Genomic DNA, 27000 nt, shown 5'->3' on the forward strand with positions numbered 1-27000 from the left:
AAACTTCGATGCTGGGAAAATTTACCATTGCCAAAAAACTGTTCCTGAGTTTTTCGGCGGTTCTGCTGATCATTTTTTCCCTGATGTTCGGCGTCTGGCGCAGCCTTAGCGACATTGACGCTAACGTCGATCTGAATGTACATACTTACAATGTGATAGACGATGCCCGAACCATGATGGCGGGGCTGATCAACATCCAGACTGGCCTGCGTGGCTACGCGATGACTGGGGATACAGCCTTTCTGGAACCTCTGGAACTGGGCACAAATGATTACACCCGTATGCGCATTGCTCTCAATGAACTGGTGTCGGACAACCCGGTTCAATTACAACGCATAGCTGACATACATCAACAGTATCAAAGCTGGATGTCAGAAGATGTCGAGCCGCTTCGCGCACTGACCCTGCAAGTCAGTCAGGGCCTGGCAGAGCAATCGCAGATCACTGCGCGAGTGGCCGAGGCGACCGAGAAGGAAAAAATGGACGCCATGAAGGACCTGGTTGTCAACGTGATACGGGAAGAACAGTCCTTGCTGGATGAACGCCGTACGACCATGACTGCCAGCCAGGATTTCGCGTTGCTGATACTGGTGGCCGGCGGCCTGATAGCAGCCATTCTGGCGGTCGTGATCGCGCTGTCCCTGTCCCGAAATATCGCCACCCGTCTTGGTAACATGGTAACCGCGGCCAGACAGATCGCCGATGGAAAGCTCAACACCCGCGTTCCCAGCGATGGTTCCGATGAGGTGGCAGATCTGGGCAAAGCCTTTAATGACATGCAGGAACGTCTGCGCAATATGATTCAGGCGATTACCCAGGGCTCCGAGCAGTTGCTGGGCGCATCAGAGCAGATTTCCAGCGCTTCCAACCAGCTCTCGGTGGCTACCAGCGAACAGGCCCAGTCTGCCGGCGCCATGGCTGCCACGGTGGAGCAACTGACAGTCAGCATCAGCAGCGTCGCCGAGAATGCCAAAGAGGCGCATAGTATTTCATCCGATGCCGGCCTTCGGTCCGAACAAGGCGGCGAAGTGATTCAGCGCACACTGGAAAGCATGCAACGTATCGCCGACACGGTGCAAACCTCCGCCAGGCAGATTGGTCAGCTTGAGCAGGTTTCCGAGCAAATAACCAGCATCGTGCGTGTCATTCAGGAAATCGCCGATCAGACCAACCTGCTGGCTCTTAATGCCGCCATCGAAGCGGCCCGTGCCGGCGAGCAGGGTCGGGGCTTTGCTGTGGTGGCAGACGAAGTCAGGCTGCTGGCACAACGTACCAGTTCGTCCACGCAGGAAATCGCCGACATGGTTAACAAGATCCAGCAAGGCACGCAGGATGCGGTATCTCACATGAACGTGGGTGTGGAACAGGTGAACTCCGGAGTTTTGCTGGCAGGACAGGCAGGCGAGGCTATTGTAGAAATTCGTGAAGGCGCCAGCCGTGTGGTTTCCGTCGTAAATCAGATCAGTAGCGCACTGCGCGAACAGGACAATGCCAGCCAGGACGTTGCCCGCAATGTTGAGCGCATCGCGCATATGTCGGAAGAAAACGATCAGGCTGTAAGTGAAACCACCCGGGCGGCCGTAGAGCTGCAAAAACTGGCCCAGGAGCTGCGCGCCCAGGTCAGCCAGTTCTCACTATAAAAAGGGCATTATAAAAAGGGGACGGAGGAGATTTTGCTGAGAAAAATCCCCTCCGTCCCCTTTTTGTACTCAACACAAATCAGTCAGTCGCAAAGCAGTAAAAATACCCGTTACCACCACTGCCCTGCAAATCCTGCAGACTGCAACCACGTGAGCCGTGGGCGCTATTCCAGGAAGTGGGGGCGGCACCGCCACCCTGACGGTCGTGGTGGCCCACCTGGGCACTGCCATCAGAGTTACTGGTCCAGTTGCTACAGGTGTGGTCCTCCCCGTCTGTGAAGGCATTGCCGTTGGCATCAGAGCCGGTCAGGATATCGTGCTGGTTGGGACTGTCGCCGCGCCCGTTAACCACCGCGCCGGTTTCGGTCAGCGAATTTTCCTTACTCAGTGCGTTGTTGTCACTGTGCAGGTCATCCACATTGGCGGCAACCTGAACCCCATTGGCGTTAAACCACGGGCCTGTGCCGATGCGGTCACGGGCATTGACCGCAGGCATACCGTTGCGCGGCTGCGCACTCAGATACGCTGCCCAGCTTTTGCCGGTGACGCCTGCAGCCTGTGCCAGGATCGCGCAGTGCATGTCAGCCCCGGCCAGGCCGCCCAGATTGGCGCCGTTACCGGTGCCGGCACTGGTAATAAAAAAGCTCAGGCTGTTGTCTTGCGCAGACGCGCCTGCGGAAATACCCAGCGCCAGTGTCGCCAGTGCGATTGAGATTGCTTTTTTCATGATGCTTGTCCTCTGTCTGTTGTTATTCAATGGGTTCAGGCATCGCTCACTTCGGTTGTTTGGCTACTCTCAAATACGGCTTCAGTGCTTTCCAGCCGTCAGGGAATTTCTTTTTCGCATCTTCGTCGCTGACAGATGGCGGGATGATGATGTCCTGACCATTTTGCCAGTTTACCGGCGTTGCCACGGTGTGTTTGGCTGTCAACTGAATGGAATCGAGCAGGCGCAGGATTTCATCAAAATTGCGGCCACTGGTCATGGGGTAGACGAGGAAGGCCTTGATCTTTTTGTCCGGCCCGATGATGAACACGGCGCGCACGGTGGCGTTGTCAGCGGCCGTGCGCCCTTCGGCAGAGCCTGGCTCGGCTTCCGGTAACATGTCATACAACTTGGCCACGTTAAGGTCGGTATCACCAATCATGGGAAAATTGGGCGCCGTGCCCTGGGTTTCCTCGATGTCTTTCGCCCAGCCGGTATGGTTCTCTACCGGGTCCACGGACAGGCCAATGACTTTGGTGTTGCGCTTGTCAAACTCAGGCTTTAGTTTGGCGGCGTAACCCAGTTCGGTGGTGCAAACGGGCGTATAATCCTTGGGGTGGGAAAACAGGATGGCCCAGTTATCACCGATCCAGTCGTGAAATCTAATCTCGCCTTCAGTGGTTTTTGCCGTGAAGTCCGGCGCAATCATGCCAATTCGAATACTCATACAACTCTCCTTTTTCGCGCCCTGCTGTCAGAACGCGTCGGTTACTCAATATCTCGACACACAGAATACTACTGTCTGCAGGCAATATGCGAATTCCGGAAAATAACGGGAGAGAAGCAATGTTCAGCCAGCGGCCTGCACTGCGGCAGACTCGCTGACTGGTCAGGGACCAAAGCAGGGGGATCAGAGCCGGGAAACAGCCAGCTCCACGCGACTGGCAGCCCCGTAAATGACCGACGGCTCCGTATGCAGGCGCTGTGGTGGCTGCAGGCCGGTCCACGCCGGGTGCACCAGGTCCAGTTGCTGACGAATCGCCGCAACTGTATCAGTGTCGCTGCTCAGGGTTTCCACTCGTGCCAGTAAATCATAGGCTACGCGGATAAAACCCAGTGCATCCTGGTACTCGTGGGCATTCTCCAGGCCCAGATCGTCGCCCACGGCAATGTCATATTCCGCCGCCGCCGTGCTTACCAGGTCCACGATGACATCACCCAGCAGGCGGGCGTCCTGATCGGGCACCGCCTGCTCGGCTGCCGTGATACCCTGCAACAGAGCTTCATAGGCCGCTTCAACCTCGGCCAGCGGTTCACCGTTTTCCACGGCAACGGCCAGCGCAGCCAGCTGATCGGCGAAACCGGGTGCATCGCGCGCTTCCAGCGCAGGCTGCAACGCCGCGTAAATTTCGCTTTCCGGATGTTTCATGTGCGTGGCAGACGCTTCTGCGTCGCCTTCGCGATACAGGTTTACGCCCACATTGAGATGACCGCGGATAAACGCCAGCTGCCCCAGATAGACCGCATCACTGGCGATGGAATCTTCACTGCTGGCGCCCTCACCACCTTCGCCGCCCTCGCTGGCAGTCATGGTGCTGTGGTCCATGCCCGCCATACCCGGGCTTTCTTCATTACCGCAGGATGTCATGGCCGCACCCGCGACGCAGACAACGCCCAGACTCAGCCAGAGTTTGCTTTTTGACTCCATGACAGAAGATCCTCTACTAAAAAGAAAAATTTAAGCTATGCTTCGAACAATGCCTTCCGGATGATTGCCTTACGGCACCCGACACACTACACTGATCGCAGCTTACACCAATCAATAATCATTCTCAATCGCATTCATCATGATTTTACCTGTAACCGGGGTGCTGTCCCCTGACCTGATCAAAATCTGCCGGCGACTGGCCAGCGACGACACTCTGTTTGTTGACGGTCGCAGCACCGCAGGCTGGTACGCAAAGCAGCATAAACACAACCTGCAGGCCCGACCCACGGCACAGGTGCAAAAGCTCATGGATCAGATCAGCAGCGCCATTCAGGGCCATGAACTGGTGCAGGCAGCTGCCCGACCCAAAACGATCATCAGAATGCTGCTGAGTCGATATGATGAAGGCATGCACTACGGCACTCACGTCGATGATGCACTGATGGACGGGCAGCGTACCGATGTGTCATTCACCGTATTTCTGAATGAGCCGGAAACCTATGACGGTGGCGAACTGGTGATTGATGAGCCATCAGCGGAGCGCCCGTTCAAACAGGCGGCAGGTTCTGCGCTGTTGTACCCCTCCAACACCCTGCACCGGGTCATGCCGGTCACCCGTGGCCGACGGCTGGTACTCGTAGGCTGGATGCGCAGCCTGATCCGGGATCCGGCACAACGCGAAATGCTGTTCGACCTGGAGCGCAGCATTACCCAACTACGCAGCGCCCCTGATCAGGCAGAGGCGCTGGCGCTGCTGTTGAAAACGCGCAGCAATCTGCTGCGCATGTGGGCCGAAGACTAACCGGGTGCGGCATCGGATCTATGCCGAGTTGCGCGCTGCGTTGATATTGCCAAACAGGGTGCGCACCACCATTTTTTCGTATACCGCCAGCCGCTTTTGATCATCCTGTTCACGGCATTCGCGGATGCGTATCAGCGCATACTGCTGAATGGTCAACAGGGGCAGCACCACGCGCTCGCGCAAACGGATACTGAGTCGGCTACGCGCATTGTCCTGCAAAAGCTCTTGCTGACCGGCCACTTTCAGCACCATTTCCCTGCTCAACAGATACTCCTGATAAATGTCCTGCCAGAACTCGCCAAAACGCGGATCACTTTCCATGTAACGGGTCAGTTCAAAGTTGGTTTTGCTCATGCTCTGCATACTGTTAGCGATCAGGGCACGGAAGAATCGTGAGCGCTGGTACAGGTCCAGGCAGGCATCCAGGCGGCCGAAATCCTCCTGCGCCTTCAACGCAGTGCCCAGGCCATAAAACCCGGGTACATTCTGTTTCAACTGACTCCACGACCCGACAAAAGGAATCGCGCGCAGATCTTCAAACTTCAGGGCACCACTGCCGCCCCGTTTGGAAGGACGACTACCAATATTGGCCATCGCGTAATACTTCAGCACGCTCATTTCTTCCAGATAGGGCATGAACAGCTCGTGTTGCTTGAACGCCTCATACTTGGCGTAGCTGCGCTCGGCCAGATCACGAATCAGGTTGCGCTGCAAATCGTCCAGTTCGCGATCGGCGCGGTCAATCAGATTATTTTCCAGCCCTGCCGTCATCAGTTGCCCCAGGTTATGACTGGCGGCAACCTTGATGCCGTAGTGCGAGCTGATGGTCTGCCCTTGTACGGTCATCTGTATCTGATTGCTTTCTATGTTCTTGCCGTGTGCCGCATAAAACAGATACGCGTCACCGCCGCCACGTGCGGGCGGGCCACCGCGGCCATCAAAGAAAATCACTTCCATACCCGCCTCGCGCGACACCGTGGTAATGGTTTCCTTGGCGGAATAAATCGCCCAGTTGGCCATCAGGTAGCCACCGTCCTTGGTGCCGTCAGAGAAACCCAGCATGACCGTCTGGCGTTTTCGTCGCTGGCGCAAATGCGCCTGGTAGTGCTCATTCAGATACAGGCTGGTCATCGATTCGCCACCGTGGCGCAGGTCATTGACGGTTTCAAACAACGGCACAATGTCTACGCTGATCGCATCGTCGCCCCAACCACACAGACGGAACAGCGCAATGACGCGTGCAACATCCACCGGGCCCCGGCAATTGCTGATGATGTAGCGATGAGCGCCGCGCTCACCGTTGCTGGCCTGAATGCGGCGAATGACGTCGAATGATTCAATGGTATCGCGCACCACCGGGTCTTCGAACTGGCTGACGTCCACCTCGCCCTGACACCGGAACAACACATTGACCTGATCCTGTTCGGTCATTGACTCGAAGTCGTCGGGCAACACACCTTTGACCTTGTCGGCAATTGCGTTCAGCGCACCGGCAATCACCCGGCTGTCCTGACGAATATCGATACTGGCAAAATGAAAACCAAACAAGGTCAGTTTGCGTCGAAACGAGCGCAAAGGCTCCAGATACATGGATTGATAACGATCAATGACAAGTTTTTCCGCTTCATCCAGGGCGGAGAACATGTCAGTCAGACTGATGTCGTCACGGCCGGATTTGTCCACCAGTTCGTCACGAATACGCTTTTCGAGACGGTCCAGCAATTCGTAAACACCGTGAAAGCTCAGGCGACGTTTTAGTGTTCGTAAATCCTGGTGATAGCACTGCAGAACTGCGTGGCGTAATCGCGCAGCGACCCGCAGTGTTGTATCGGTGGTGACAAACGGGTTGCCATCGCGGTCACCGCCCGGCCAGAAACCGATACTGATCAACTCGCTGTTGCTGTTAATGGATTTGGGATAGCGCGCCGCCAGCGGATCCACAATATCTCCAATGGCCGGATAGAAAATATTGCCCAGATACCAGGTGAGTAACACCGCCTCATCATAAGGCGTCGGCTTTTCCTTTTTGAAAAAAGGCGTATTGCCCAGCTGCTGCAGCAAGTCACGCACTTCGCCAATCCTGGCACCGCCAATGGCATCACTGAGGTCGGAAATAATTGCCAGTACCTGCCCCGGATAGAATTGGGTAGGATGCGCCGTGAGCACCACGCGCACGCCAAAACTGGCCAACAACTGACCGAGTTTCTCTGCACTGCCGTCGTCTTCAGCGCGCTCGGTCAAGCGCAGCAGCGAGCTCTTGTTTTCAATCTGGTGTATCCGGCTATAGGCGGCGTCTTCCAGCGCATCAATCAGAACGACCTGGCGCTCTACATACTGGATGATTTTGAACAGAAACTGCAACTGCTCATCCTGGGTAAAATGAGCGCGGTGCTGCTCAAAGAAATCACCAATTATCCTGACCGGATCGTGACCCTGTTCAAGTCCGCTCTCACAGGATTCAACCAGCAATGGCAGCAAGGTGCCGGTCTGTTCCACCGCATCCAGCGGCAGCGTCAGAAACAAGCTGTTATAGAGCTGATAATTCAACTCCACCAATTCTTCAAAAAGTTTTGCAGTCTGATCAGTCATTCAGCACCTGTGACGGGTGTCGGGTTTCGGGGATACGACGCCAACATCATCAGCGACGCGATAAATACATACACGGCACAGCTACCAAACAAAGCGAAGGCATCTACACCGTTGTCTATAAAATAACCAAATAATACCGGCGATATCGCTGTTGCCAGCACCATGATAGCCATCGTCATGGAGCGTATGGCGCCCAGTTTACGCGTCCCGTAGATCTCAGGCCAGAGCGACCCGGTAATGGGTGGGCTGCTGCCCGATGACATGCCCAGCAGGGCCAGCATCACTAACGCCCCCGCATCACCTGTCACCAGCGCTGCCACCAGCATGCTGATTAACATGGGCAACAGAAAAATGCCAACCAGTCGAGGACCTTTGAAACGGTCCACCAGCATACCGGAGGCCAATGAGCTGAGCCAGTGCACCGCGCCATAGACAACGAAACAGATTGCCAGCCAGCTCACGCTCCAGCCTTTTTCCACGATCAGGAAATTCTGGTGGATAAAGACACCAGTGATCAGGAACGGGTTGGCCATCAGTCCCGGCAGCGCCAGCCAGAAACGGTAGTCACTCAGCACCACACGGCGGCCGGCGGCCGTATTGGCGGATGTTGATGCCCCGCCGGACGGGCTGACCGGCGCTGCAGGCAGCAATGGAATATGGCTGCGACTCAGCAGCCAGAGCATAAAAGGGATCAGCACCAGCACAGCAGCAACAGCGATGAAAGCGAAACTGGCTTGCCAGCCGATGGCCGCAATCATGGCAACAGCGGTCAATGGCAGCACGATCTCACCCACCGGCACACCCGACATGGCAATGCTGAGAGCTTTGCCACGCTTCTCGCTGAAGTAGCGGGACATGGAGGTCATGCCGCCGTGAGGCAGTAACGCCTGACCAAACAGGCGCAACAGAAAAAATCCAATCAGCAGCGTGACAATTCCCGTGGCCTGCGACAACACCGCCAGGCCCACTGCCAGCCCCAGCGCCACAGACACGGCGTAACTGCGCAACGACACGCGATCAATCATCCCCCCGGCCCAAACCACGACTATCGCCGAGATCAGGGTTGCCAGGGAGTAAGCACTGCCGTACTCGCCCGCACTCAGACCCAGTGAACGCTGGATATCGGCGCCGAACCAGGCAATAAAAAATGACTGACCAAAATTGCCCCAGAACACAGCGGTAAAACCAAAACCAAGCAAGGCCCAGTGCTGCCGGATAAATCCCAGATATCCCGTCAACTTGCTCTCCAGTGCGATATCGCGCTCATCGCAATAATTCATCCAGCGTCAGACCATAGCTGGGTGCAAATGTTTCCAGAAAATATTTGACCTCGGGGCAGTCATCGCGCTCCAGACGCTTGCGCACATCTTCTTCGGCCTTGCGGAATTCCGGATTACCGGCCTGCACTTCTGCCTTGCACTTCAGATAAGCACAAATGGTATCAGCGGACTTGATCAGGGTGTGAAATTCAGGGGAAATTTCCGCCTCCACCAGAACCGGCCGAAAATCGGCTTTCAGATCATCCGGCAACAGATTCAGCAGTTCATGATCGGCCTGATGCTCGATGGCCTTGTAGGCCTTGGTGATTTCAGGCGAGTGGTATTTGATCGGTGACGGCATATCACCGGTAATAACTTCGCTGCAATCATGGTACAACGCAGCCACAACCACAGCATTGACATCAACGGTACCACCAAAATAACGGTTCCTGGCTAATGCCAGGACATGGGCAATGGTTGCCACTTCCCAACTGTGCTCCATGACGTTTTCGCTGATCACATTGCGCTTCATGCCCCAGCGCTGCAACCAGCGCAGCTTGCTGATATAGGCATAGAAGTGGCTTCGCACGGTGGCGGGTTTGCCCATTGCGGTGCTGGTTGCGGGCGACTTGCTGGATACAGACATAATGGATCTCGACAGTAACGCTGAGAATGGCTTTAGAGAGAGACTTGCGATGACATTATAACCGCGAGATACCACCGATGCGCGCAGGATCTGTATCAATATGCATTCTCTGCGCAATCTTCTGCACAATCCCCTGAATCCCCTGAATCCCCTGAATCCCCTGTACAAGTTCTGTGCAATCTCGGCGCAAGGTTTGGATAGCAGGCCCGGCGCTGATAAGATGTTGCAGTAGCCTTCATGTCAATCATCATTGCGCCACTAGCGAGCGTAGCCGTGCATGAGCACTAAGCCGGGAATGAACACAGTGCGGGAAATGAAAACAATGGGTCCGTTGTCAAGGTTGCTCAGCGGTAAATATGGACTGGCCCTGACCTATTGGGTGCTTTACCTGACAGGCGCAGTGGTATTTTTTATTGCCGGAAGCATCGCGGTCGCCAATGAGGCCTGGACGCTTTATGTCACGCTGCTGGGACTTACACTGGCATGGACATTTGTGCTGTTGACCGGGATCAGGCTGGCCTATCAGGGGGAGGATCCGGGCAAAGCGCTGGGCAGAATCGCGATGTTGTTTTTGCTGCTTAACCTGACCAATGCCCTGGCCACGCTGAGCTTTATCTGAGCTGGTTTTCCCGGACTCTTATTTCCCCGGCTATCATTTCCCCGGTTTGGCCGGTTTACCCTTGCGGGCCGCTGAATCATGCACCATGGCCGGGGACCGACCGTCGGATACCCGGGCCGAGGGCGGATAAACCCGTGCCACGCTCTTGGGCGGGAACAGATCCCCCACATCCACCTGAAAAACTTTGCACAACTGTTCCAGGGTATCCAGGGTAACGTTCTGGTCTTCGTTCTCAATACGCATGATAGTGGACTGTGCGACACCCATTTTACGGGCAAATACCCGCTGCGGGACGCTGCCCCGTGCATTCCTGATGAAAGCTGCCAATCTTGCGCGCAAGTGAACCATACATGGTTTATACTTTCATTAATGAACCACATGCGGTTCAGCTGACTCTACACCAGCTAGAATCAACACCAGCAGGAAGCAAGCAGCACCCTCGGGGGCGCGCCGTATCCAGCGATACTGCCGCCCCCGATTCTTGTTAATTCCCCCGTCACGCCCTGTCCTGCTGACACCCTGTTTGCGCCACCGCGCCAGCTGAATTATGCTTGCCACGTTAACAGACCGTTACCTGGCTCATCTGCTGAACGCGGCCTCCCAATAATAAGTTCCCGGCAAAGGACTTCAACATGGCTCAGACCCCTCCTGTCACTCCCCGTCAACCCGGCATTCTTGGCTGGATTGAATACAACGGCAACCGCCTGCCCGATCCGGTGTTCATTTTCCTGTGGCTGATACTTGTTGTTGTCGCCATCAGCGTGATCGCGGCGTTGGCCGGTTTGAATGCCGTTCATCCGACCCAGTTACAGGCCGACGGCAGCCCGCTGATCATTGAGGCGGCCAGCCTGTTATCGGCCGACAATATTCAGCGTCTGCTGGTTGAAATGCCAACAACGTTTACTCACTTTCATCCGCTGGGTTATGTGCTGGTGGTAATGCTGGGCGCGGGCGTAGCCGAGCGCAGCGGTCTGTTTGCTGCCGTCATGAGCAGTGCGGTCAAAGCTGCACCGGCAGCCCTGTTGACGCCGGTGGTGGCACTGCTTGCCATGCTGGGAAACCTGGCAGCCGATGCGGCCTATGTGGTGCTGATACCTCTGGCTGGCGTGGTGTTTGCGGCGGCCGGACGGCATCCGATCGCCGGCATTGCAGCCGGTTTTGCCGGTGTTTCCGGCGGCTTCTCGGCCAACCTTATTCCGGGCCAGCTCGATGCACTGTTGTTTGGTATTACCGAGGCCGCGGTCGTAACGCTGGACACCAGCTGGGTGATGAACATCGCTGGCAACTGGTATTTCATTGCCGCCATGACATTCATCTACCTGCCGGTTATCTGGTATGTCACTGACAAGATGATCGAACCGCGCCTGGCACCTTTGTCGGCCGAGAATAAGGGTTCGGCCGCCATCACTCAGCGCGAATCCGATGAACTCAGTGATGACGAGCGCAAAGGTATGCGCCGTGCCGGGCTGGCAGCGCTGGTCGTGATCCTGATGTGGGTGTTCATGTGTTTTGCTCCGGGCACACCGCTGATTAATGAAGATGGTGGCGCGGCCAGCATGCAGCCATTCTACCAATCACTGGTCGCTGCATTTTTCATTCTGTTCCTGGCCTGCGGCTGGGCTTATGGCAGTGCCACGGGTAGCGTCAGCACGCACCGCGATGTAGTACGCATGATGTCGGAGGCAATGGCTGATTTGTCGTATTACCTGGTGCTGGCATTTGCTGCTGCGCATTTTGTTGCCATGTTCAACTGGTCCAATCTGGGTTTGATTTTTGCGATCAATGGCGCCGCTGTCATTCAGGCCACGTCTCTGCCCATGCCGGTATTGATGGCCCTGATCATCCTGCTTACCGGTCTGATCAATCTGTTTATCGGTTCGGCCAGTGCCAAGTGGGCACTGTTGGCACCGGTACTGGTGCCGATGCTGATGCTGCTGGGCATCAGCCCGGAAATGGCAACAGCCGCCTACCGTGTGGGTGACGGCGCCACTAATATCATCACCCCGCTGATGCCTTACTTCCCGCTGATCCTGGCCTTCTGCCACCGCTGGCAGAAAGACTTCGGGCTGGGCAGTCTGGCGGCGACCATGATTCCGTACAGTATCTGGATGATGATCACGGGTCTGATTCTGACCATGCTGTGGATCTGGTTGGGGCTGCCGCTGGGGCCGGGGGCGGTGTCCAGTTATGAGTTGCTGTAATTATGATTTCCAGTTAACTGAGAGGTCAGCGCCTGGCGGCTCGTGGCTGCAGAGGGGGAGGTTCCTCGGGTACACCCTCGCTCACAACCCCCTCCACATCCACGGCCTGGATCCACTCCAGTAGGACGTCGGCACAAGCCTGTCGGGGCTGGGTGTCACCTGAAGGGGCTTATGCGGCAGGGAAGCCGCATAAGAGCCTCCACGGACGGATCCACGGCGTCCCCTGAAGGTGACACCCAGTCACGACAGGCGTTCCGACACGAAGCCTGGGACGAACGTACCACAAACGTAAAAAAAGGGACGATGGATTAATTTCCTTCGCCCCTTTTTCGTTACTACAAGTGTTTTACTGCACGGCAACCTGCTCGGTGGCGGGTTCGGGGTCTACGTACTGCCAGCTGACCGCGCCGAAGAACATTTCATCCCAGCTTTGCAGCCCCCACGGCACTGAGCGATCAGGGTCCGGATTGGCCTTGTTCTGGCTGGAGTTGTCGAACGCCCCTGTTGCCACAATCTTGGTACCGGCAGGCACCAGCTTGGGCTCGCTCAGCTGGTATCGCAACTGCCAGTTGTAGTTGTAGTTGGCAATGTTGATCAATTCCTCACTGCTGCCATCGGGATACTGCGCTTCGAAGCGCATACGCTTGCCGCGGAAGTGCATGTGCGGCAGGAAGGAATGCAGGTAAGCATCGCGTGGCACAGTGATGGTCTGTGCCATTTCGAAATCCGGATCATTGGGCGGGATATTGGTCCAGGTCGGCGTAAAGATGCAGGCGCATTGTCCGGACATGCGCTTACCCGGCACATACCCCTCCGGATAGAACCAGATGCCGATTTCACTGGCATCAACCGTTTCACGCCCGGTGGTGGTGTAGTGCAATTGCAGCGCCAACTGAGACCCGGCACGCAGCAGCCCACCGGTGTTTTCCGGCTCATGGTAGGGCTCGGCGCCCGGAATATAAGCGGTGATGGAGGGTTCATCAGGGTTGCTGCCACCCAGGAAATTGCGTCGGCCATCGGATCCTGGCGGCAAAATGCTGTTCAGTGTGTGGTGCAGTACCGTGTGATCGCCGGCAATATACTGACTCGCGCGCACCCATCGATCCTCGGTCAGGCCTTCAAATGGCACCACAACATTACGATAATCCAACACGCCAGTGGCGGGAATGGACTGCGGCGGCACTTTAACAATCAGGTCAGGTTCCCCGAAGGCCCACTCGGACGCCGGCCAGCTCAGGTCCGCCAGCGGATCCTGCGGACCGTCGAATTGCGACCCCTGGGCAATCCAGTGCAGGATGGTCTGCTGATCTTCCACAGAAACAGTGTAGCTGTTCTCGAAATCACCAACATGCGGGTCGATCTGTCCCGGCGGCATACGCTTGGTCATCAGCACTTCGCGTATCATCGGGGACCAGCCTTGCGCCATGTTGTGGCTGTTCAGGGCAAACGGCGCGATTCCGCCTTCGCGGTGACAGGACGCACAGTTTTCCGCGAGAATCGGCGCAACCTCGTTGCTGTAGGATATTGTTCTGGCCATGTTGTTATCGCGAGCCGGATAGCTGATGGTCTCTCCGGCAACGGCCAGCTCGGGAGAAGAAACCGGGCTGCCAGCATCAATATCGGCCAGCGCCTGCTCAAGACCGCTCACCGGGCCGCGATAAACCAGGCTAAAGGTGCGCGGGTCGAGCACCAGCACTTCACCGGCCGCGCGAACCTCCATGGCTTCAGCAATCAGCTGGGCGTCGTCAATAAGCACCGGGATATCGTGACCCTGCGCAGCTGCTGCGGCAGCAACCGAGTTGCGGGATTCACCCAGGGGATTGAGCAAAAAGAACTGGAAGTCGTCGCCGTGGACATTTTTAAGGGCCTGAAACGCTGGCAGAGCGTCTTCCGCGGCGCCACTGCTGTTGGTGTGTACCAGCAGCACCACTGCCTTGCGGTTGTCGTACCAGGCGATATGGTGGAACAAGCCCTGATGATCCAATAACGCAAAATCACCAACACGTTCGTTGGCGAGCAGATTTGAGCCAAGGGTCATACCAAGCACGGCCAGGGCCGACAGCGACACATTCAACAGACGCTTTTTCATGAATTCCTCCGGGATAGGGCACTATTATTCGTATTATTCAATTTTGTTCAATTCGGCCCGCAGGAAAGACAACCAGACCGTTCATCCTTGTTTATGCTTCGACGCTAGCACGACGCTCAGAGGCACACAATAGCGGCACGTCCAGATGCAGGGCGCTTGCGACAGAGGGGGCAGGCGGCGATCATGGGGGGGCCGCAAGCCAGTTGCACAAAAGGGGCTGAATGGATTCACTGAGGGGTTCTGAAATCAGCATATTTCCGTTACACTTGCTCCCGAACAAACGCTCAGTCACCCATGAAAACGCCTCTTAGTTAGTTATTTATATTATCGTTTTCAATGTGTTAACAAGAATTTTATAGACCAGACAAAGGACCTATCATGAAAGAAGCTGTCATCGTCGCAACAGCCCGCACGCCTATTGGCAAAGCCTACCGTGGGGCATTCAACAACACCGACGGCCCCACCCTGGGTGGTCACGCAATTAAAGAAGCCGTCAGCCGCGCCGGTGTAGGCCTGGACGAGATTGACGACGTGGTAATGGGCTGTGCTGTGCAGCAGGGCACCACGGGCTACAACATTGGTCGTCTGGCGTCGGTCGCGGCCGGCCTGCCCAACACCGTGTCCGGCATGAGCATGGATCGCCAGTGTGCGTCCGGCATGATGGCCATTGCCACCGCGGCCAAACAGATAGTCTGTGACAATATGCCAATCGTTATTGGTGCAGGCCTGGAATCCATCAGTCTGGTGCAGAATGATCACCGCAATAAATACCGGACCGTTGACGACAATGTGATCGCCCTGTCGCAGCACGCTTACATGCCAATGCTGCAAACTGCTGAAGTGGTTGCCAAGCGTTACGGCATCAGCCGCGAGGCACAGGACGCGTACAGCCTGCAGAGCCAGCAGCGCACGGCCGCGGCTCAGGCCGCCGGCAAGTTTGACCAGGAATTGGCACCGATGGAATCCACCATGGGCGTCATGGATAAAGAAACCGGCAAGGTAAGTTTCAAGAACGTCACCCTGGGCAAGGATGAAGGCAACCGGCCGGAAACCAATATCGAAGGTCTGTCCGGCCTGAAGCCGGTCATCGAGGGCGGCTGCATCACCGCAGGCAATGCCAGTCAGTTGTCGGACGGTGCGTCTGCCAGCGTATTGATGGACAGCAAACTGGCTGAGCAGAAAGGCCTGTCACCGCTGGGTGCTTACCGCGGCATGGCGGTTGCCGGTTGCGATCCGGACGAGATGGGCATTGGCCCGGTATTTGCCATTCCCAAACTGCTGCAGCGCTTTGGCCTGAAGATGGACGACATTGGCCTGTGGGAGCTCAATGAAGCATTCGCTGTGCAGGTTCTGTACTGTCGCGACAAACTGGGCATCCCGGATGAGCTGTTGAACGTAAACGGCGGCGCCATCTCTATTGGCCACCCGTACGGCATGAGCGGTGCGCGCATGGTCGGTCACGCCCTGATAGAAGGCAAACGCCGTGGCGCCAAATACGTGGTATGTACCATGTGCATTGGCGGCGGCATGGGTGCAGCCGGCCTGTTCGAAGTTTACTGATTTAAAAAGAAAAGGGGACGGAGGGAATACTTTAAAAAAGTATTCCCTCCGTCCCCTTTCTCACTTCAATAAAGCACATCCATGTGAACATCCGTGTCACACTGCCTGCTACTTCCCTTCGCACATCCGTGTTAACTCTGTCACCTGAACCCGTTCAGGGCTGATCAGAACGTAAATTTCAAACCTGCTGATAACACGTCCACCCTGGAGTCGAAATCACCGCTGGCGATGGGACCAATTTCATCGCGCTCCAGATCCACATCCAGGCGATCGTAGGCCACTCGCAGATCCAGACTTTCGGTAATGCCGAATTGCATACCGGCGCCGTAGGTAAGCTCATTTCCGCTGAAGGAATCACTGAAAGAACCTACCCTCACATCACTTCCCCACCAGAATCGACCGGCCTTGGCAAACAGGGAGAAACTATCGGTGAGCGGCAAACGTCCGGTCGCCGCCACGCTGTACCCATCAATGTCGGAGCTCGCCAGATCACCACCTGAGCGGCCGAAGTCCGTGTATCCACCTTCGATGCCGATATAGGGATTGATCTGCCAGCCGGCAAAAAGCTGGGGAGCTGTGTTGTCATCGTCGAATTCGCTGTCATCGACACTGACCAGTCCGTAGGCGCCGCCGACGTAAAGCCCGGTTTCGTTCGCCAGCATGGATGTGGAATACACGCCCGCTGACAGGCCAGCGATAACGCATATAGTCTGTAGTGTGGTTTTTCTCATAATCAGCTCCTGCTGTTCTTGATTCCCGATAGTAGTAAGCGCCGGGGCTTACACTCGAGGACCTTTGCAACCACCATGCCACAATAATATATTGTTTATTTTCAAAAGCTTGGATAAATAGCATGGCAAAGAGAAACACATATGTGTTTGGCAACAACAACAGATTTAGTGCCGTGACGCTATGTCACTGATATAGCTGGGGATCGTGTGTTGGCATGACCCAACACATCATCTTGAATGGGGCCGTTTATGGGGACGGAGGGAATAAAAAGTATTCCCTCCGTCCCCATAAATGCTCCCATTCAAGGTTCGAGGAAGCGTATGACATCGGCTACGGGGATTGCAGGGTACTGACCGTTATTGATGCCTTCGACATCGCTGGCTTTGAACAGAGCATTGTAAACGGCCTCTTCGGTAGCTTCGACGACTGCCTGGAACAGCGGTGTCATATGTTCATTAGGCAGGTCCTGCAAGGTATGTAACTGCTCACGTCGCTGCGCGGTACGCCTGACGCTTTCCGCCGTTGAGAAGGCCAGCGCATAGTCGCCGGAGCCATTGGACATCGCCGAACCTGTGCGAGCGATCCCCAGAAAGGATCGCGCCGCCAGACGCTCCAGATTCCGATCCGACAGGGGTGCATCGGTTGCGATAATAACCATCACCGATCCATCCGGACTGGTCGCGGTTGCCGCGGGACCGGATACCGCCTGCAGATCTTGTGGACTCACAGGAGTGCCCATGATCATAAGTTCGCCTCCGTAGTTGGTTTGCACCAGTACACCAACAGTAAAACCACCATCACGTTGCGGCAGCACGCGAGAACTGCTGCCGATGCCACCTTTCCAGCCAAAACTCACTGTCCCCATGCCAGCGCCAATGCTGCCTTCGGCAACCGCACCGGAGCGTGCTCCCCTAATAGCATCAAGCGCATGATGGGGCTGCACCGCCCGCAAGCGGATATTATTGATTCGACCATCGTTGGTCTCACCCACCACAGCATTGACCGAGCGCACATCCTCATTGCCAGCCTGCACCAGCGTCCACTCAATCACACCTGCAGCAACCTCTGGCACGGACAACGTATTGGTCAACAAAACCGGCGTCTCCAGCTCTCCCAGCTCAATAACCTGGGTCGTGCCCATCATCTTGCCAAAACCGTTTCCTTGCGAAAATCCGGCCGGAACCTTGTCCTGATAAATGTTGCCAGCGTGCGGCAAAATAGCAGTAACCCCGGTTCGCACGGCGTCATCGTCAACAATGGAAACATGCCCTACAAGCACGCCCGCCACATCGGTGATCGCGTTATAGGCGCCAGGGCTGTAGATGCCAGGCGCGATGCCAACGTCACGCGCACGCGGATCGTCATCATTTGCCCATGTGACAGCGCTGCAAATTATCAGCACAGTGGCGAATGTTATGGATTTCATAATAATACTCTCTGTGAAAAAGGGGACGGAGGGAATAAAAAGTATTCCCTCCGTCCCCTTTAAAGCGCCTTTTAAAGCGTTTAAATGATCAGACCGCAAACAGTTGCGACTCAATATCCTGAAAAGCCTTGAACTCAAGTGCATTGCCGGAGGGATCAAGGAAAAACAAGGTTGCCTGCTCGCCGGGTTCACCCTTGAAACGAATGTAGGGTTCGATAATAAATTTTGTACCGATGGCCCTGAGCTTCTCTGCCAACACGCCCCATTCGCGCATACCCAGCACGACACCAAAGTGAGGCACAGGGACACCATGGCCGTCCACATGATTGCTGCTCTGGTTGACCTGTCCCTGCTTGCCAATAGTGGGATTCACATGCACCACCAACTGATGGCCAAACAGATTGAAATCAATCCAGTGATCGGAACTGCGGCCCTCCGGCAATCCCAGAGTTTTACCGTAGAACTCGCGCGCTTCTTCCAGGTCGCGGACCTGGATGGCGAGATGAAAAGGTGTCAACGTACTTGTCATGCGGCCAGCCTCCTGACGGTTTGCGACATTGTATTCATTCCGGGCTCGGTTTGCCCCGTAAAGATTTGGTCGTACTCAGCTTGCGCTTGCCGTCAAGCCGCTTGCGTTTGGCCGAGCGCGGCACCCGCGTGGGCCTGCGCGGTGCATCCGTGTGCGCGGCATCCGCGATCAGCGCCTGCAGCCGCCGCAATGCATCTTCGCGATTCTTTTCCTGAGTCCTGAAGCGCTGGGCTTTGATCACAATCACCCCGTCGCTGGTCATGCGCCTGTCCTTGCGCGCCAGAACCAAGGCCTTGACCTCATCAGACAAGGAAGATGCCCCCACATCAAAACGTAGATGAATCGCAGATGACACCTTATTGACATTCTGCCCGCCAGCACCTTGCGCCCTGATGGCTGTCAACTCGACTTCCGCTGGTAAAATTTCAATAGAACCCATAAAAAATATTCTTCCTGCTTAAAAATGACACTGTGCTGTCATTTTATTGATTTGATGCGCTTCAAACTGGTGCAACCGCACCTAAAAAGAACCAAAACGAATCGTCAGCCTGGACGCCGATCTGAAAAATTTTCAGATCAGCACCAGTAGATAATTCGCCAAAAATAAATTTAATCTTAATTATCATACAGATAAAAATCGATAATAAAAACTGGCACGCACAATGCATTATTACAGACGTAGCACTGATATTCCCCTATCAGCTGCTAGAAATGGAACTGACTCTCCCCTTTTCCATTGATGGGTGATACTAGCCCACGTGATGCGCACGGAATTACCGGTCATCACGTGGGCATTTTTTTGTCTGCAATAAACATGCTGCCCTGACTGGTCTGATACAATTCGTCCCATCCTGACCCTAATCGTCTTCTACCTGCCCGGGAGTTGCCATGCCAGACAATATTTTGCTCAGTGCATGTGCCCGTGTTGTTCTGCTGCTCGGCGTCCTGGCGCTGTCTTCCCTGGCGCAGGCCTGGGATGCTACCGGGCATCGGCTCACCGTCTATGTCGCCTACGAATCACTCACCCCGGCGCAACGCAGTCACTGGCTTGAGGTTTTACGGCAACACCCCCGTTATGACGACGATTTCCTCGGCGAAATGCCCGGGCACATACGCACTGCATCCAACAACGAACAGGCGCGCTGGCTTCTGGGCCAGGCTGCCGTGTGGCCGGATCTTGCGCGCGGACTGCCCGATGCCATCCGGTCCCGCTACAACCGCCCAGACTGGCACTGGATCAACGGCGCCTGGGTGCGTGATGAAGCAGAGACCCAGGGCAACCTGTACATCGATACCGCGCCACTGCCAGATATAGCCGGCCAACCTGCCAGCAACAGCCAGCATGCCTCCCATGCCGACAATGTGCTTACCGCGCTGGAGCGGTCCTACTGGCAACTTGAGCATGACACCGATGCCGAACAGCGTGCACTGGCACTGTGCTGGACACTGCACCTGATTGGCGATATTCATCAGCCTCTGCACACCGGTGGACTGGTATCGGCACGATTATTCCCCGATGGCGACCGTGGTGGCAATGCCATTCGCATCGGCAACAGCAATCTGCATGCTGTCTGGGACCAGGCACTGCGCGGACCCAGGCTTGATGACAGTTTACCGGAACTGATCGGACTGGCGACCAGTTTGCCGGACAATAACGTGTTTGAACCCACTCGCTGGCTGCAGGAAAGCCGCAGCATTCTGCTGCGACAGGTGTATCCCGCTTCCGTCATCGATAACGTACGACGCAGTGAGAACACCGGCGACAATCCGGGCAGCATCGCTTTGAGCAATCGCTATCGGGACACCATGACAACCACGGCCGCAATCCGTATTGCCGAAGCAGGCGTACGGATAAGCAAAACTTTATCGACTATCACTGGAAACCCATGATCGTACCTTTCCGTTACCAGGCGCCCGTCGGCGCATTGATGAAAACCCTGTTGGCAGCCGCACTGTTCATCGCACCGTGCTACGTATTTGCCGCCGAAGAAACCGAGCCGGTGATGCTCGAGAAGCCACTGTGGGAACTGGGGGTGGGCGCAGGTGCCCTGGTACAGCCGCATTACCCCGGCTCATCCGAACACCAGACCCGTGGCCTGGGCCTGCCCTATGTGGTTTACCGCGGCGATGTTCTGCGCATCGGCGATGGGCAATCCGCCCGCGCCGTTGCTGCTGAAAACAGTTTTTACGAACTCTCTCTTTCCTTTGCCGCTGCATTTGACGCCGACAGTGATGGCAACGAACTGCGTGAGGGCATGCCCGATCTGGACTTCATTTTTGAAGTCGGCCCCCAGTTGGTATTCAGTCTGGCTGATTTCAAATACAGCGACACCAGCTACAGTGAGGTGGAGTTGTCATTGCAGGCACGCGCAGCATTGTCTACCGATTTTGGCAGTGTCGATCACCATGGCTACGTATTTGAACCCATGTTACGTTATCGACACTATGGTTTGTTTTCACCAAATTTTGAAGGAACCGTTTCTGTCAGACCGGTATTGGCAACGCGTGATGTACATGGCTATTTTTACGACGTGGACAGCGAATTTGTCACCGCAGAGCGTGCGCAGTATCATGCTGAGTCCGGATATTTTGGCACCGGTATCAATTTTTCCGGCACCTGGCATATCAATGACAAAGCCCGGATGTTTGCCGGTATGCAAACCAGCTTCCATCATGGCGCCGAGGATCGCGACAGCCCCCTGTTCGAAGACGATTTCACGCTTGGTTTTGCCGTTGGTTTTATCTGGTCGCTTATAGAAAGTGAGCGCACAGTCATGCGCCCATGACACAACAGGTCCAGTATCATGGCAGAACCCCTGAAGAATCAGTATGGCCCCGAGATACCGCAGCGAATCGCGGACATGATCACCGCGGTGTACCCCGCTTTTAAACGCAAAGCTTTCCTGGACTACACATTGGCTGCCTATGATTCCCTGGAGCTGATGCCTCGTGGCTGGCATATCGCCGATGGCCTGCACCATGCGCTACCTGCCGACTATGCACAGGCAATTGATATCCTGCTGACCTCGCTCCCGGACGCAAAACCAGCCTTGAGCGAGGACTCCCCGACCCAGGATCGCGAAGGCGGATCCTTAGCGCCGTTCCTGTTCATGCCACATACATTTTTTGTCGCACGTTATGGCCTGCATGATTTCGAGACTTCAATGCGCGCGCAATACGAACTGACACAGCGCTTTACAGCCGAATTCAGTATCCGCCCGTTTTTGCAGCAACACAGAGAGGCAACACTGAAAAAGCTACAGCAATGGCTGCAGGATCCAAGTGAACACGTCAGACGACTGGTATCGGAAGGTACCCGGCCCCGTCTGCCGTGGGCATCACGACTGCCTGATTTTCAGCGCGACCCAACACCGGTGCTTGCCTTGCTCGAGCAGCTTAAAGACGACGACTCCCTCTATGTGCGCAGGTCGGTCGCCAACAACCTGAACGACATCGGCAAGGATCACCCTGAGGTGTTGCTGACAACAGCAGAGCAATGGTCCCGAAACGCGAGCACACATCGACAATGGATTGTGCGCCATGCCTTGCGCAATCAGATCAAAGAAGGGCATCCGCGTGCGCTGGCTTTGTTCGGATTCAGGGCCGCAACCAACATTGAGCTGCAAAGCGCAGATATCAGCCCGGCAAAGGTGCGAACCGGCGCCAGCGTCAACTTTAGCGTGACAATAACCAACAGCGCCGCCAAACCGCAGGCCCTGCTGGTCGACTTCCAGGTGCATTTTGTCAAAGCCAACGGCACGACGCGCGCTAAAGTTTTTAAACTTACCCAGACTAATCTGGATGCGGGCGCATCCGTCAGTATCGGCAAACGAATCTCGTTGGCGCCAATGACCACTCGCAAGCTCTACTCTGGCCACCATCAGATAGACCTGCTGATCAACGGCCAGCCATATCCATTGGGATCCTTTGAGCTGGAGGCGGAACTGCAACGGTAACTGCGCTGTCAGACCACTGCTCAGTGGTCTGACACGCGGTGTCGTTTCATGAAGCGCTGATCAAGGTGATTCTTCCATTTCCCCATCAGCCTGCCACTTAGCGTCCAGCCGGCATAGTGCAGCAAGGCGCCACCGTCAGCGGTTGACAGCAACGCCAACGCGGTTCTCTGCGGCTTGTAATTTACCATGGGCTGACGGGTGAGTTTCGCTCTGATATTGATTGCCAGAATCGCGCCGTGTCGCACAGAATAGACACCAGACTTACGGCTGCCCTGATGCGCCGCGCTGTCTCCTGCTACAAAGACTTCAGGAGCGGACACTGCTTGCAGTGTGTCGCCAACTCTGACAAAACCCGCATCGTCACACGCCAGGCCACTGTGCTGGTACCAGTCCAGTGCCGCCGCACCACTGGCCAGTACCAGCGCATCAAGCTGCTGTATCGGTCGACCGCCGACGAATACATGCCCGTTTTTTATCTGATCGACGAAACCACCCTCATGCAATTTGATGCCACGCGCCAGCAGCAGCCTACGTGCGGCCTGTATGAGACCAGGCGCCTGACCGCTTAGCAATTCATTGGCGCACAGGACATGCAGCTCACTGCGAGGCAGGCTTTTGCGTAGTGCCAACGCCAGTTCCACGGCAGCGGCGCCGCCACCGAGTATGCCAAGATGCTCTGGTGCCGCGCCCTGTTGCCAGCGCAGCCAGCTTTGATGAAATGTGGAAAATGGCTTGGCCGGCACCAACTCCATGCTGCCATCATTCAGTACTGGCGAGGGCGGCTTTGAACCGGTATTGATGGAAAGACATTGATGAATCAATTCACCTGAGTGCGCCAGACTGACTCTTCGCTCAGCGGCGTCAAGCGCCACCACGCTGTCGTCACGCAATTCGATGCCCAGTGCCCGACACAGAGGTGCGAGTGCGATAGCACATTCCTCGACGTTGTAGCGCCCCGCCAGCAAGCCGGGCATCATGCCTGAGTACCAGGCATGACTGCCGGGATTGACAAGTATCGTTCCCGTCGGCGGCCGGTACCCGGTATCCAGCCAACGTCGCAGCATGACGAGGTGGGCGTGCCCGGCGCCGGCCAACACCAGGGGACTGGCTGTCACAGTATCGTTCAAAGGTCTGCATCCGAGGACTTAAAGGTTAATAGTACACGACCGGGAAATCAGTTAGCATTATCCGCGTCACACCGACACAAAAACAGCGTGAACGAGGACAATATGCCTGATAATAACTCACCCGCGTGGGTAGACCTGCGCAGCGACACGGTGACAAAACCAACCCAGGCCATGAGACAGGCCATGTTCGTTGCCGAGGTTGGCGACGACGTGTGGGGTGAAGACCCGAGCGTCAAACAGTTGGAACAGACTCTGGCCACGATGGCCGATATGGAAGCCGGTCTGTTCATGCCCTCAGGCACCCAGTCCAACCTGGTCGCGCTGTTGACACACTGCGGTCGCGGTGACGAGTACATTGTTGGTCAGCAGGCGCACACCTACAAATACGAAGGCGGCGGTGCCGCTGCACTGGGTGGCATCCAGCCACAGCCACTGCCCATGCAAAGCTTCGGCGGACTGGATCTGGATGAAGTCGAGGCCGCGATAAAACCTGATGACTGTCATTTTGCCCGCAGCCGCCTGTTATGCCTGGAGAACACGGTGCATGGTAAAGTGCTGCCCCTTGAGTACCTGGCGCAGGCACGCAACCTGGTCAACGAGACCGGCCTGCAGTTACACCTGGACGGCGCCCGCGTTTTTAATGCGGCTGTTGCCCTGCAATGCCCTCTCTCCGACATCACCCGACATTTTGATACCGTTTCCATCTGCCTGTCCAAAGGTCTCGGCGCACCCGTCGGATCGGTTTTGCTGGGACCGACAACCTTTATTGAACAGGCCAGCCGTTGGCGTAAAGTCTGCGGCGGTGGCATGCGGCAGAGCGGTTTGCTAGCGGCAGCCGGGCTGCACGCTTTGACCCACCATATCGAACGCCTTGCAGACGATCACCGGCGCGCCTCTTCACTGGCCGACCGTTTGCTGCAGGCCGGCTATACGCTGGATATGCCCCAGACCAACATCCTGTTCATCAAGGTTGCAGGCATCAACCGGGAACACCTTGCGCAATGGCTGGAACAACACCGGATCAAGGCCGATTGCCTGGGTCGTGACAGCATCCGGCTGGTAACACATCTTGATATAAACGATGCGGCGCTCGAACGCGCAGCGCAGGCCTTTGAATCATTCATGAACGAGGGACACATAAAATGAGAAGCCTCATGAAAAGCACAATAATGCTGCTGACACTGTTACCGGTGTTGCTGTCATGTAATTCCGTGCAGGCCTCGCGCGAAGCCGCAGACGATGAAAGCATGATAAATGACCCCCGGGTACAGCATCGCAGTTACACCTTTGAGCCAACCGGCGAAACCCTGCCCTATGCTTTATTCGTGCCCGGCAGCTATCAACAGACCGACGGTTCCGTACCACTTATCGTGTCCCTGCATGGACTGGGGCGGACTTACGACTGGCTGATGGGTTACGAGGGCTTTCTCGATTACGCTGAACAGTATGGCTTCATGGTGGTCACGCCGCTCGGATATGTGCGACGCGGATGGTACGGCTCCCGCCCCACGGAAGATCCCCTGCATGCGCAGTACAGCGAGGCTGACGTAATGGCGGTCATTGATCAGGTTAAAACCGAATTCAATGTCGACGCTGAACGTACTTACTTGTGGGGACACTCGATGGGGGGTGCGGGAACCTACCATATCGCCGTCAACAACCCGGACATGTTTGCCGCCCTGGCCGTGGCTGCCCCTGCGCCCCACCCGGACCAGTCACCAACGATACTGTCGGAAATCAGGGACACACCGATATTGGTACTGCAGGGCACCGAAGATGAACTGGTGTCGGTCGAGATGACCCGGCACTGGGTCGCGGCCATGCGGTCAGTCGGCATGCCGCATGTGTATGTTGAACTCGAGGGTGCCGACCACAGTAGTTTCATCGCCCAGAACCGGGAAAATATGCGCAAGGTAGTCAACTTTTTTGATACCGTCGGCGCCCGCCGCTGACGACATGTAGCTCAATCGGCTTCGGGCTCTGCGAAGATTCCCAGATCGCGGATCCGATCAAAGTAACCGCTCACTCGCAGGTCTATGACGATCTCTGAATCGGTGTCATTGCGATAGTACCAACCGTGTTCGCCGCTGACCGGTGCCACGATGCTACCGAATGAACTCATGCCCTGCTCCTGCTCGCGGTAGCGATACCAGTAGGAATCATCGTCTGGATCGTGACCGTGAAAGTCCACATACACCGGTGCACTGGCAATCCACTGATACATCAGCACCTGATCCTGCTCCATCACCGCTTTAATTTCTGTACGCTGAGTGGGCTGCAAAACAACCTGTACAGTCTCGCTGCGATAAGGTCCCTGATGATTCTGATAGGCGGCCGGATTTTCCAACGGTGTCGGGTCTGCCATGCCCGATTCCGAACAGGCCACCAAAAATGAGCCTGCAAGACAAACCAGGCTGGCATTTAACATAAATCCCTTCATTGTAATTTTCCTCGTCGTTTTTTGTTCTGCGGCTGTCTTTAGTGAATCAGATCGCCTCGATCCTGAAACAGCAAGGCAATCTCGGACGCGTCAAACCGATAATCGGTGCCGCAGAATTCACAGGCGATACTCACCGCACCTTGCTCAGCAACAATGCTGTCCACCTCTTCCTTGCCAATCGAAATCAGTGCCCGCGCCGTGCGCTCACGGGAACAGCTGCACTGATAGTGGAATTGTCTGGGCGGGAACAGTTTCACCTCTTCCTGATGATACAGTCGGTGCAACAACTCTGCATTGCTCAGCGCCAGCATTTCACTGGGCGTCAGGGTCTGCGCCAGCGTCAGCAGATGTTGCCAGCTTTCCTCGCGCGCATCTGCATCACTCCCTGATGCACCGGGCAGCTGCTGTATCATGAAACCACAGGCCTGGTCTTCATCAACGGCAAAATAGAACCAGCTTTGCAATTGTTCGGATTGCGCAAAATAAGTCTGCAATGATGCCGCCAGGGATTCGCCCTCCAGAGACACAATCCCCTGGTAAGGGTCAGCGTGACGTGAATCGACTGTAATCACCAATACGCCGTTACCGGTCAGTGCATCAAAATCGGCACTTTCGGGCGCCACATCAAAGCGGGCAATGCCCCGGATTGCGCCTTCGCTGGTGCACTCCGCCATGATCAGGTTCAATTCACCATCACCTCGCACCTGCAGCACCAGCCGACCGTCATACTTTATCGCCGAGCCCATCAACACACCTGCCGCCAGAAATTCACCCAGCAGGCTGCTCACGGCGGGCGGATAGGCGTGATTGCTGACCGTATCAGTGTAACTACGCGTCAAACGAACAATCTCCCCACGCACATCGGCATCGGCAAACAAAAACCGCTGGCAGATATCAGTCGATGCATTGTCTGCCGAGGTTTTATGCACCTGGCTTTTGTCGGGTGTTGATGAACTTGATTCAGACATACT

Annotated in this window: 25 protein-coding genes; 10 read left to right on the top strand and 15 right to left on the bottom strand. The window is 55.9% G+C overall.

From position 1 onward, the window contains the following. Positions 1-8 precede the first annotated feature (8 nt). Positions 9-1640 carry a methyl-accepting chemotaxis protein gene (locus WD071_RS04940; RefSeq protein WP_368047235.1) on the top strand — a complete coding sequence of 544 codons (1632 nt, stop codon included), beginning with the start codon at positions 9-11 and terminating at the stop codon, positions 1638-1640. A gap of 79 nt (positions 1641-1719) precedes the next feature. Here the strand turns inward: WD071_RS04940 and WD071_RS04945 are convergent, their stop codons facing one another. The 3 genes from WD071_RS04945 to WD071_RS04955 form a co-directional block, all read right to left on the bottom strand. After that, entirely contained in the window at positions 1720-2367 is a 648-nt protein-coding gene (locus WD071_RS04945; RefSeq protein WP_368047236.1) for a hypothetical protein, read from the bottom strand. A gap of 46 nt (positions 2368-2413) precedes the next feature. Continuing rightward, complete coding sequence (locus WD071_RS04950) at positions 2414-3073, bottom strand: peroxiredoxin (RefSeq protein WP_368047237.1); 660 nt, start codon at positions 3071-3073, stop codon at positions 2414-2416. 183 nt (positions 3074-3256) lie between these two features. Beyond that, entirely contained in the window at positions 3257-4054 is a 798-nt protein-coding gene (locus WD071_RS04955; protein WP_368047238.1) for a hypothetical protein, read from the bottom strand. Between the two features lie 139 nt (positions 4055-4193). Here WD071_RS04955 and WD071_RS04960 point away from each other — a divergent pair, with 139 nt between their 5' ends. Then, on the top strand, positions 4194-4856 hold the full coding sequence (locus WD071_RS04960) for a Fe2+-dependent dioxygenase (RefSeq protein WP_368047239.1): 663 nt from the start codon (positions 4194-4196) through the stop codon (positions 4854-4856). 18 nt (positions 4857-4874) lie between these two features. On the opposite strand, the gene WD071_RS04965 is transcribed toward WD071_RS04960, so the two are convergent. From WD071_RS04965 to yfbR, 3 genes are read right to left on the bottom strand one after another with little or no spacing between them, the layout of a single operon-like run. Continuing rightward, complete coding sequence (locus tag WD071_RS04965; protein ID WP_368047240.1) at positions 4875-7445, bottom strand: phosphoenolpyruvate carboxylase; 2571 nt, start codon at positions 7443-7445, stop codon at positions 4875-4877. Then, positions 7442-8725, bottom strand: coding sequence for an MFS transporter (locus tag WD071_RS04970; RefSeq protein WP_368047242.1), 1284 nt, complete (start codon positions 8723-8725; stop codon positions 7442-7444). Before WD071_RS04970 ends, WD071_RS04965 begins: the two co-directional genes overlap by 4 nt. Next, a complete protein-coding gene (gene yfbR, locus WD071_RS04975; protein WP_368047243.1) occupies positions 8709-9350 on the bottom strand; it encodes a 5'-deoxynucleotidase in 642 nt (213 codons plus the stop codon). The genes WD071_RS04970 and yfbR overlap by 17 nt, the downstream gene beginning before the upstream one ends. Before the next feature lie 313 nt (positions 9351-9663). Here yfbR and WD071_RS04980 point away from each other — a divergent pair, with 313 nt between their 5' ends. Then, entirely contained in the window at positions 9664-9969 is a 306-nt protein-coding gene (locus tag WD071_RS04980) for a hypothetical protein (protein WP_368047245.1), read from the top strand. 33 nt (positions 9970-10002) lie between these two features. On the opposite strand, the gene WD071_RS04985 is transcribed toward WD071_RS04980, so the two are convergent. Next, entirely contained in the window at positions 10003-10317 is a 315-nt protein-coding gene (locus WD071_RS04985; protein WP_368047246.1) for a helix-turn-helix domain-containing protein, read from the bottom strand. Between the two features lie 284 nt (positions 10318-10601). Between WD071_RS04985 and WD071_RS04990 the strand changes: the two genes are divergently transcribed. Beyond that, positions 10602-12170 (top strand): AbgT family transporter, encoded by a 1569-nt coding sequence (locus tag WD071_RS04990; protein WP_368047247.1) that lies wholly within the window; start codon positions 10602-10604, stop codon positions 12168-12170. 346 nt (positions 12171-12516) lie between these two features. Here the strand turns inward: WD071_RS04990 and WD071_RS04995 are convergent, their stop codons facing one another. Beyond that, complete coding sequence (locus tag WD071_RS04995) at positions 12517-14259, bottom strand: hypothetical protein (protein WP_368047248.1); 1743 nt, start codon at positions 14257-14259, stop codon at positions 12517-12519. Positions 14260-14637: 378 nt separating this feature from the next. Between WD071_RS04995 and WD071_RS05000 the strand changes: the two genes are divergently transcribed. Beyond that, positions 14638-15819 (top strand): acetyl-CoA C-acyltransferase, encoded by a 1182-nt coding sequence (locus tag WD071_RS05000; protein WP_368047249.1) that lies wholly within the window; start codon positions 14638-14640, stop codon positions 15817-15819. 164 nt (positions 15820-15983) lie between these two features. Here the strand turns inward: WD071_RS05000 and WD071_RS05005 are convergent, their stop codons facing one another. From WD071_RS05005 to arfB, 4 genes are all read right to left on the bottom strand, one after another. Next, complete coding sequence (locus tag WD071_RS05005; RefSeq protein ID WP_368047250.1) at positions 15984-16550, bottom strand: outer membrane beta-barrel protein; 567 nt, start codon at positions 16548-16550, stop codon at positions 15984-15986. A gap of 302 nt (positions 16551-16852) precedes the next feature. After that, complete coding sequence (locus tag WD071_RS05010) at positions 16853-17977, bottom strand: P1 family peptidase (RefSeq protein ID WP_368047251.1); 1125 nt, start codon at positions 17975-17977, stop codon at positions 16853-16855. 88 nt (positions 17978-18065) lie between these two features. After that, complete coding sequence (locus tag WD071_RS05015; RefSeq protein ID WP_368047252.1) at positions 18066-18506, bottom strand: VOC family protein; 441 nt, start codon at positions 18504-18506, stop codon at positions 18066-18068. 34 nt (positions 18507-18540) lie between these two features. Further along, positions 18541-18945, bottom strand: a complete 405-nt coding sequence (gene arfB / locus WD071_RS05020; RefSeq protein WP_368047253.1) for an alternative ribosome rescue aminoacyl-tRNA hydrolase ArfB — start codon at positions 18943-18945, stop codon at positions 18541-18543. Between the two features lie 449 nt (positions 18946-19394). On the opposite strand from arfB, the gene WD071_RS05025 reads away from it, so the two are divergent. The 3 genes from WD071_RS05025 to WD071_RS05035 are packed head-to-tail and all read left to right on the top strand — an operon-like array spanning position 19395 to position 22462. Beyond that, entirely contained in the window at positions 19395-20396 is a 1002-nt protein-coding gene (locus tag WD071_RS05025; RefSeq protein ID WP_368047254.1) for a S1/P1 nuclease, read from the top strand. Next, positions 20393-21292 (top strand): MipA/OmpV family protein, encoded by a 900-nt coding sequence (locus WD071_RS05030; RefSeq protein ID WP_368047255.1) that lies wholly within the window; start codon positions 20393-20395, stop codon positions 21290-21292. Before WD071_RS05025 ends, WD071_RS05030 begins: the two co-directional genes overlap by 4 nt. Positions 21293-21310: 18 nt before the next feature. Beyond that, complete coding sequence (locus WD071_RS05035) at positions 21311-22462, top strand: DNA alkylation repair protein (RefSeq protein WP_368047256.1); 1152 nt, start codon at positions 21311-21313, stop codon at positions 22460-22462. A gap of 20 nt (positions 22463-22482) precedes the next feature. On the opposite strand, the gene WD071_RS05040 is transcribed toward WD071_RS05035, so the two are convergent. Beyond that, positions 22483-23589, bottom strand: coding sequence for an FAD-dependent oxidoreductase (locus WD071_RS05040; RefSeq protein ID WP_368047257.1), 1107 nt, complete (start codon positions 23587-23589; stop codon positions 22483-22485). Positions 23590-23691: 102 nt separating this feature from the next. Here WD071_RS05040 and ltaE point away from each other — a divergent pair, with 102 nt between their 5' ends. Both ltaE and WD071_RS05050 read left to right on the top strand, forming a co-directional pair. Then, a complete protein-coding gene (ltaE, locus tag WD071_RS05045; RefSeq protein ID WP_368047258.1) occupies positions 23692-24735 on the top strand; it encodes a low-specificity L-threonine aldolase in 1044 nt (347 codons plus the stop codon). 8 nt (positions 24736-24743) lie between these two features. After that, positions 24744-25541: an alpha/beta fold hydrolase gene (locus tag WD071_RS05050; RefSeq protein WP_368047259.1), complete on the top strand. Its 798-nt coding sequence runs from the start codon at positions 24744-24746 to the stop codon at positions 25539-25541. An 11-nt stretch (positions 25542-25552) separates the two neighbouring features. Here the strand turns inward: WD071_RS05050 and WD071_RS05055 are convergent, their stop codons facing one another. Together WD071_RS05055 and hslO are read right to left on the bottom strand one after the other, a co-directional pair. Continuing rightward, positions 25553-26029 (bottom strand): hypothetical protein, encoded by a 477-nt coding sequence (locus tag WD071_RS05055; protein WP_368047260.1) that lies wholly within the window; start codon positions 26027-26029, stop codon positions 25553-25555. A 38-nt stretch (positions 26030-26067) separates the two neighbouring features. Continuing rightward, entirely contained in the window at positions 26068-26997 is a 930-nt protein-coding gene (gene hslO, locus WD071_RS05060; RefSeq protein WP_368047261.1) for an Hsp33 family molecular chaperone HslO, read from the bottom strand. Positions 26998-27000: the final 3 nt, after the last annotated feature.

The sequence above is a fragment of the Pseudohongiella sp. genome (assembly GCF_040877505.1).
Taxonomy (GTDB): domain Bacteria; phylum Pseudomonadota; class Gammaproteobacteria; order Pseudomonadales; family Pseudohongiellaceae; genus Pseudohongiella.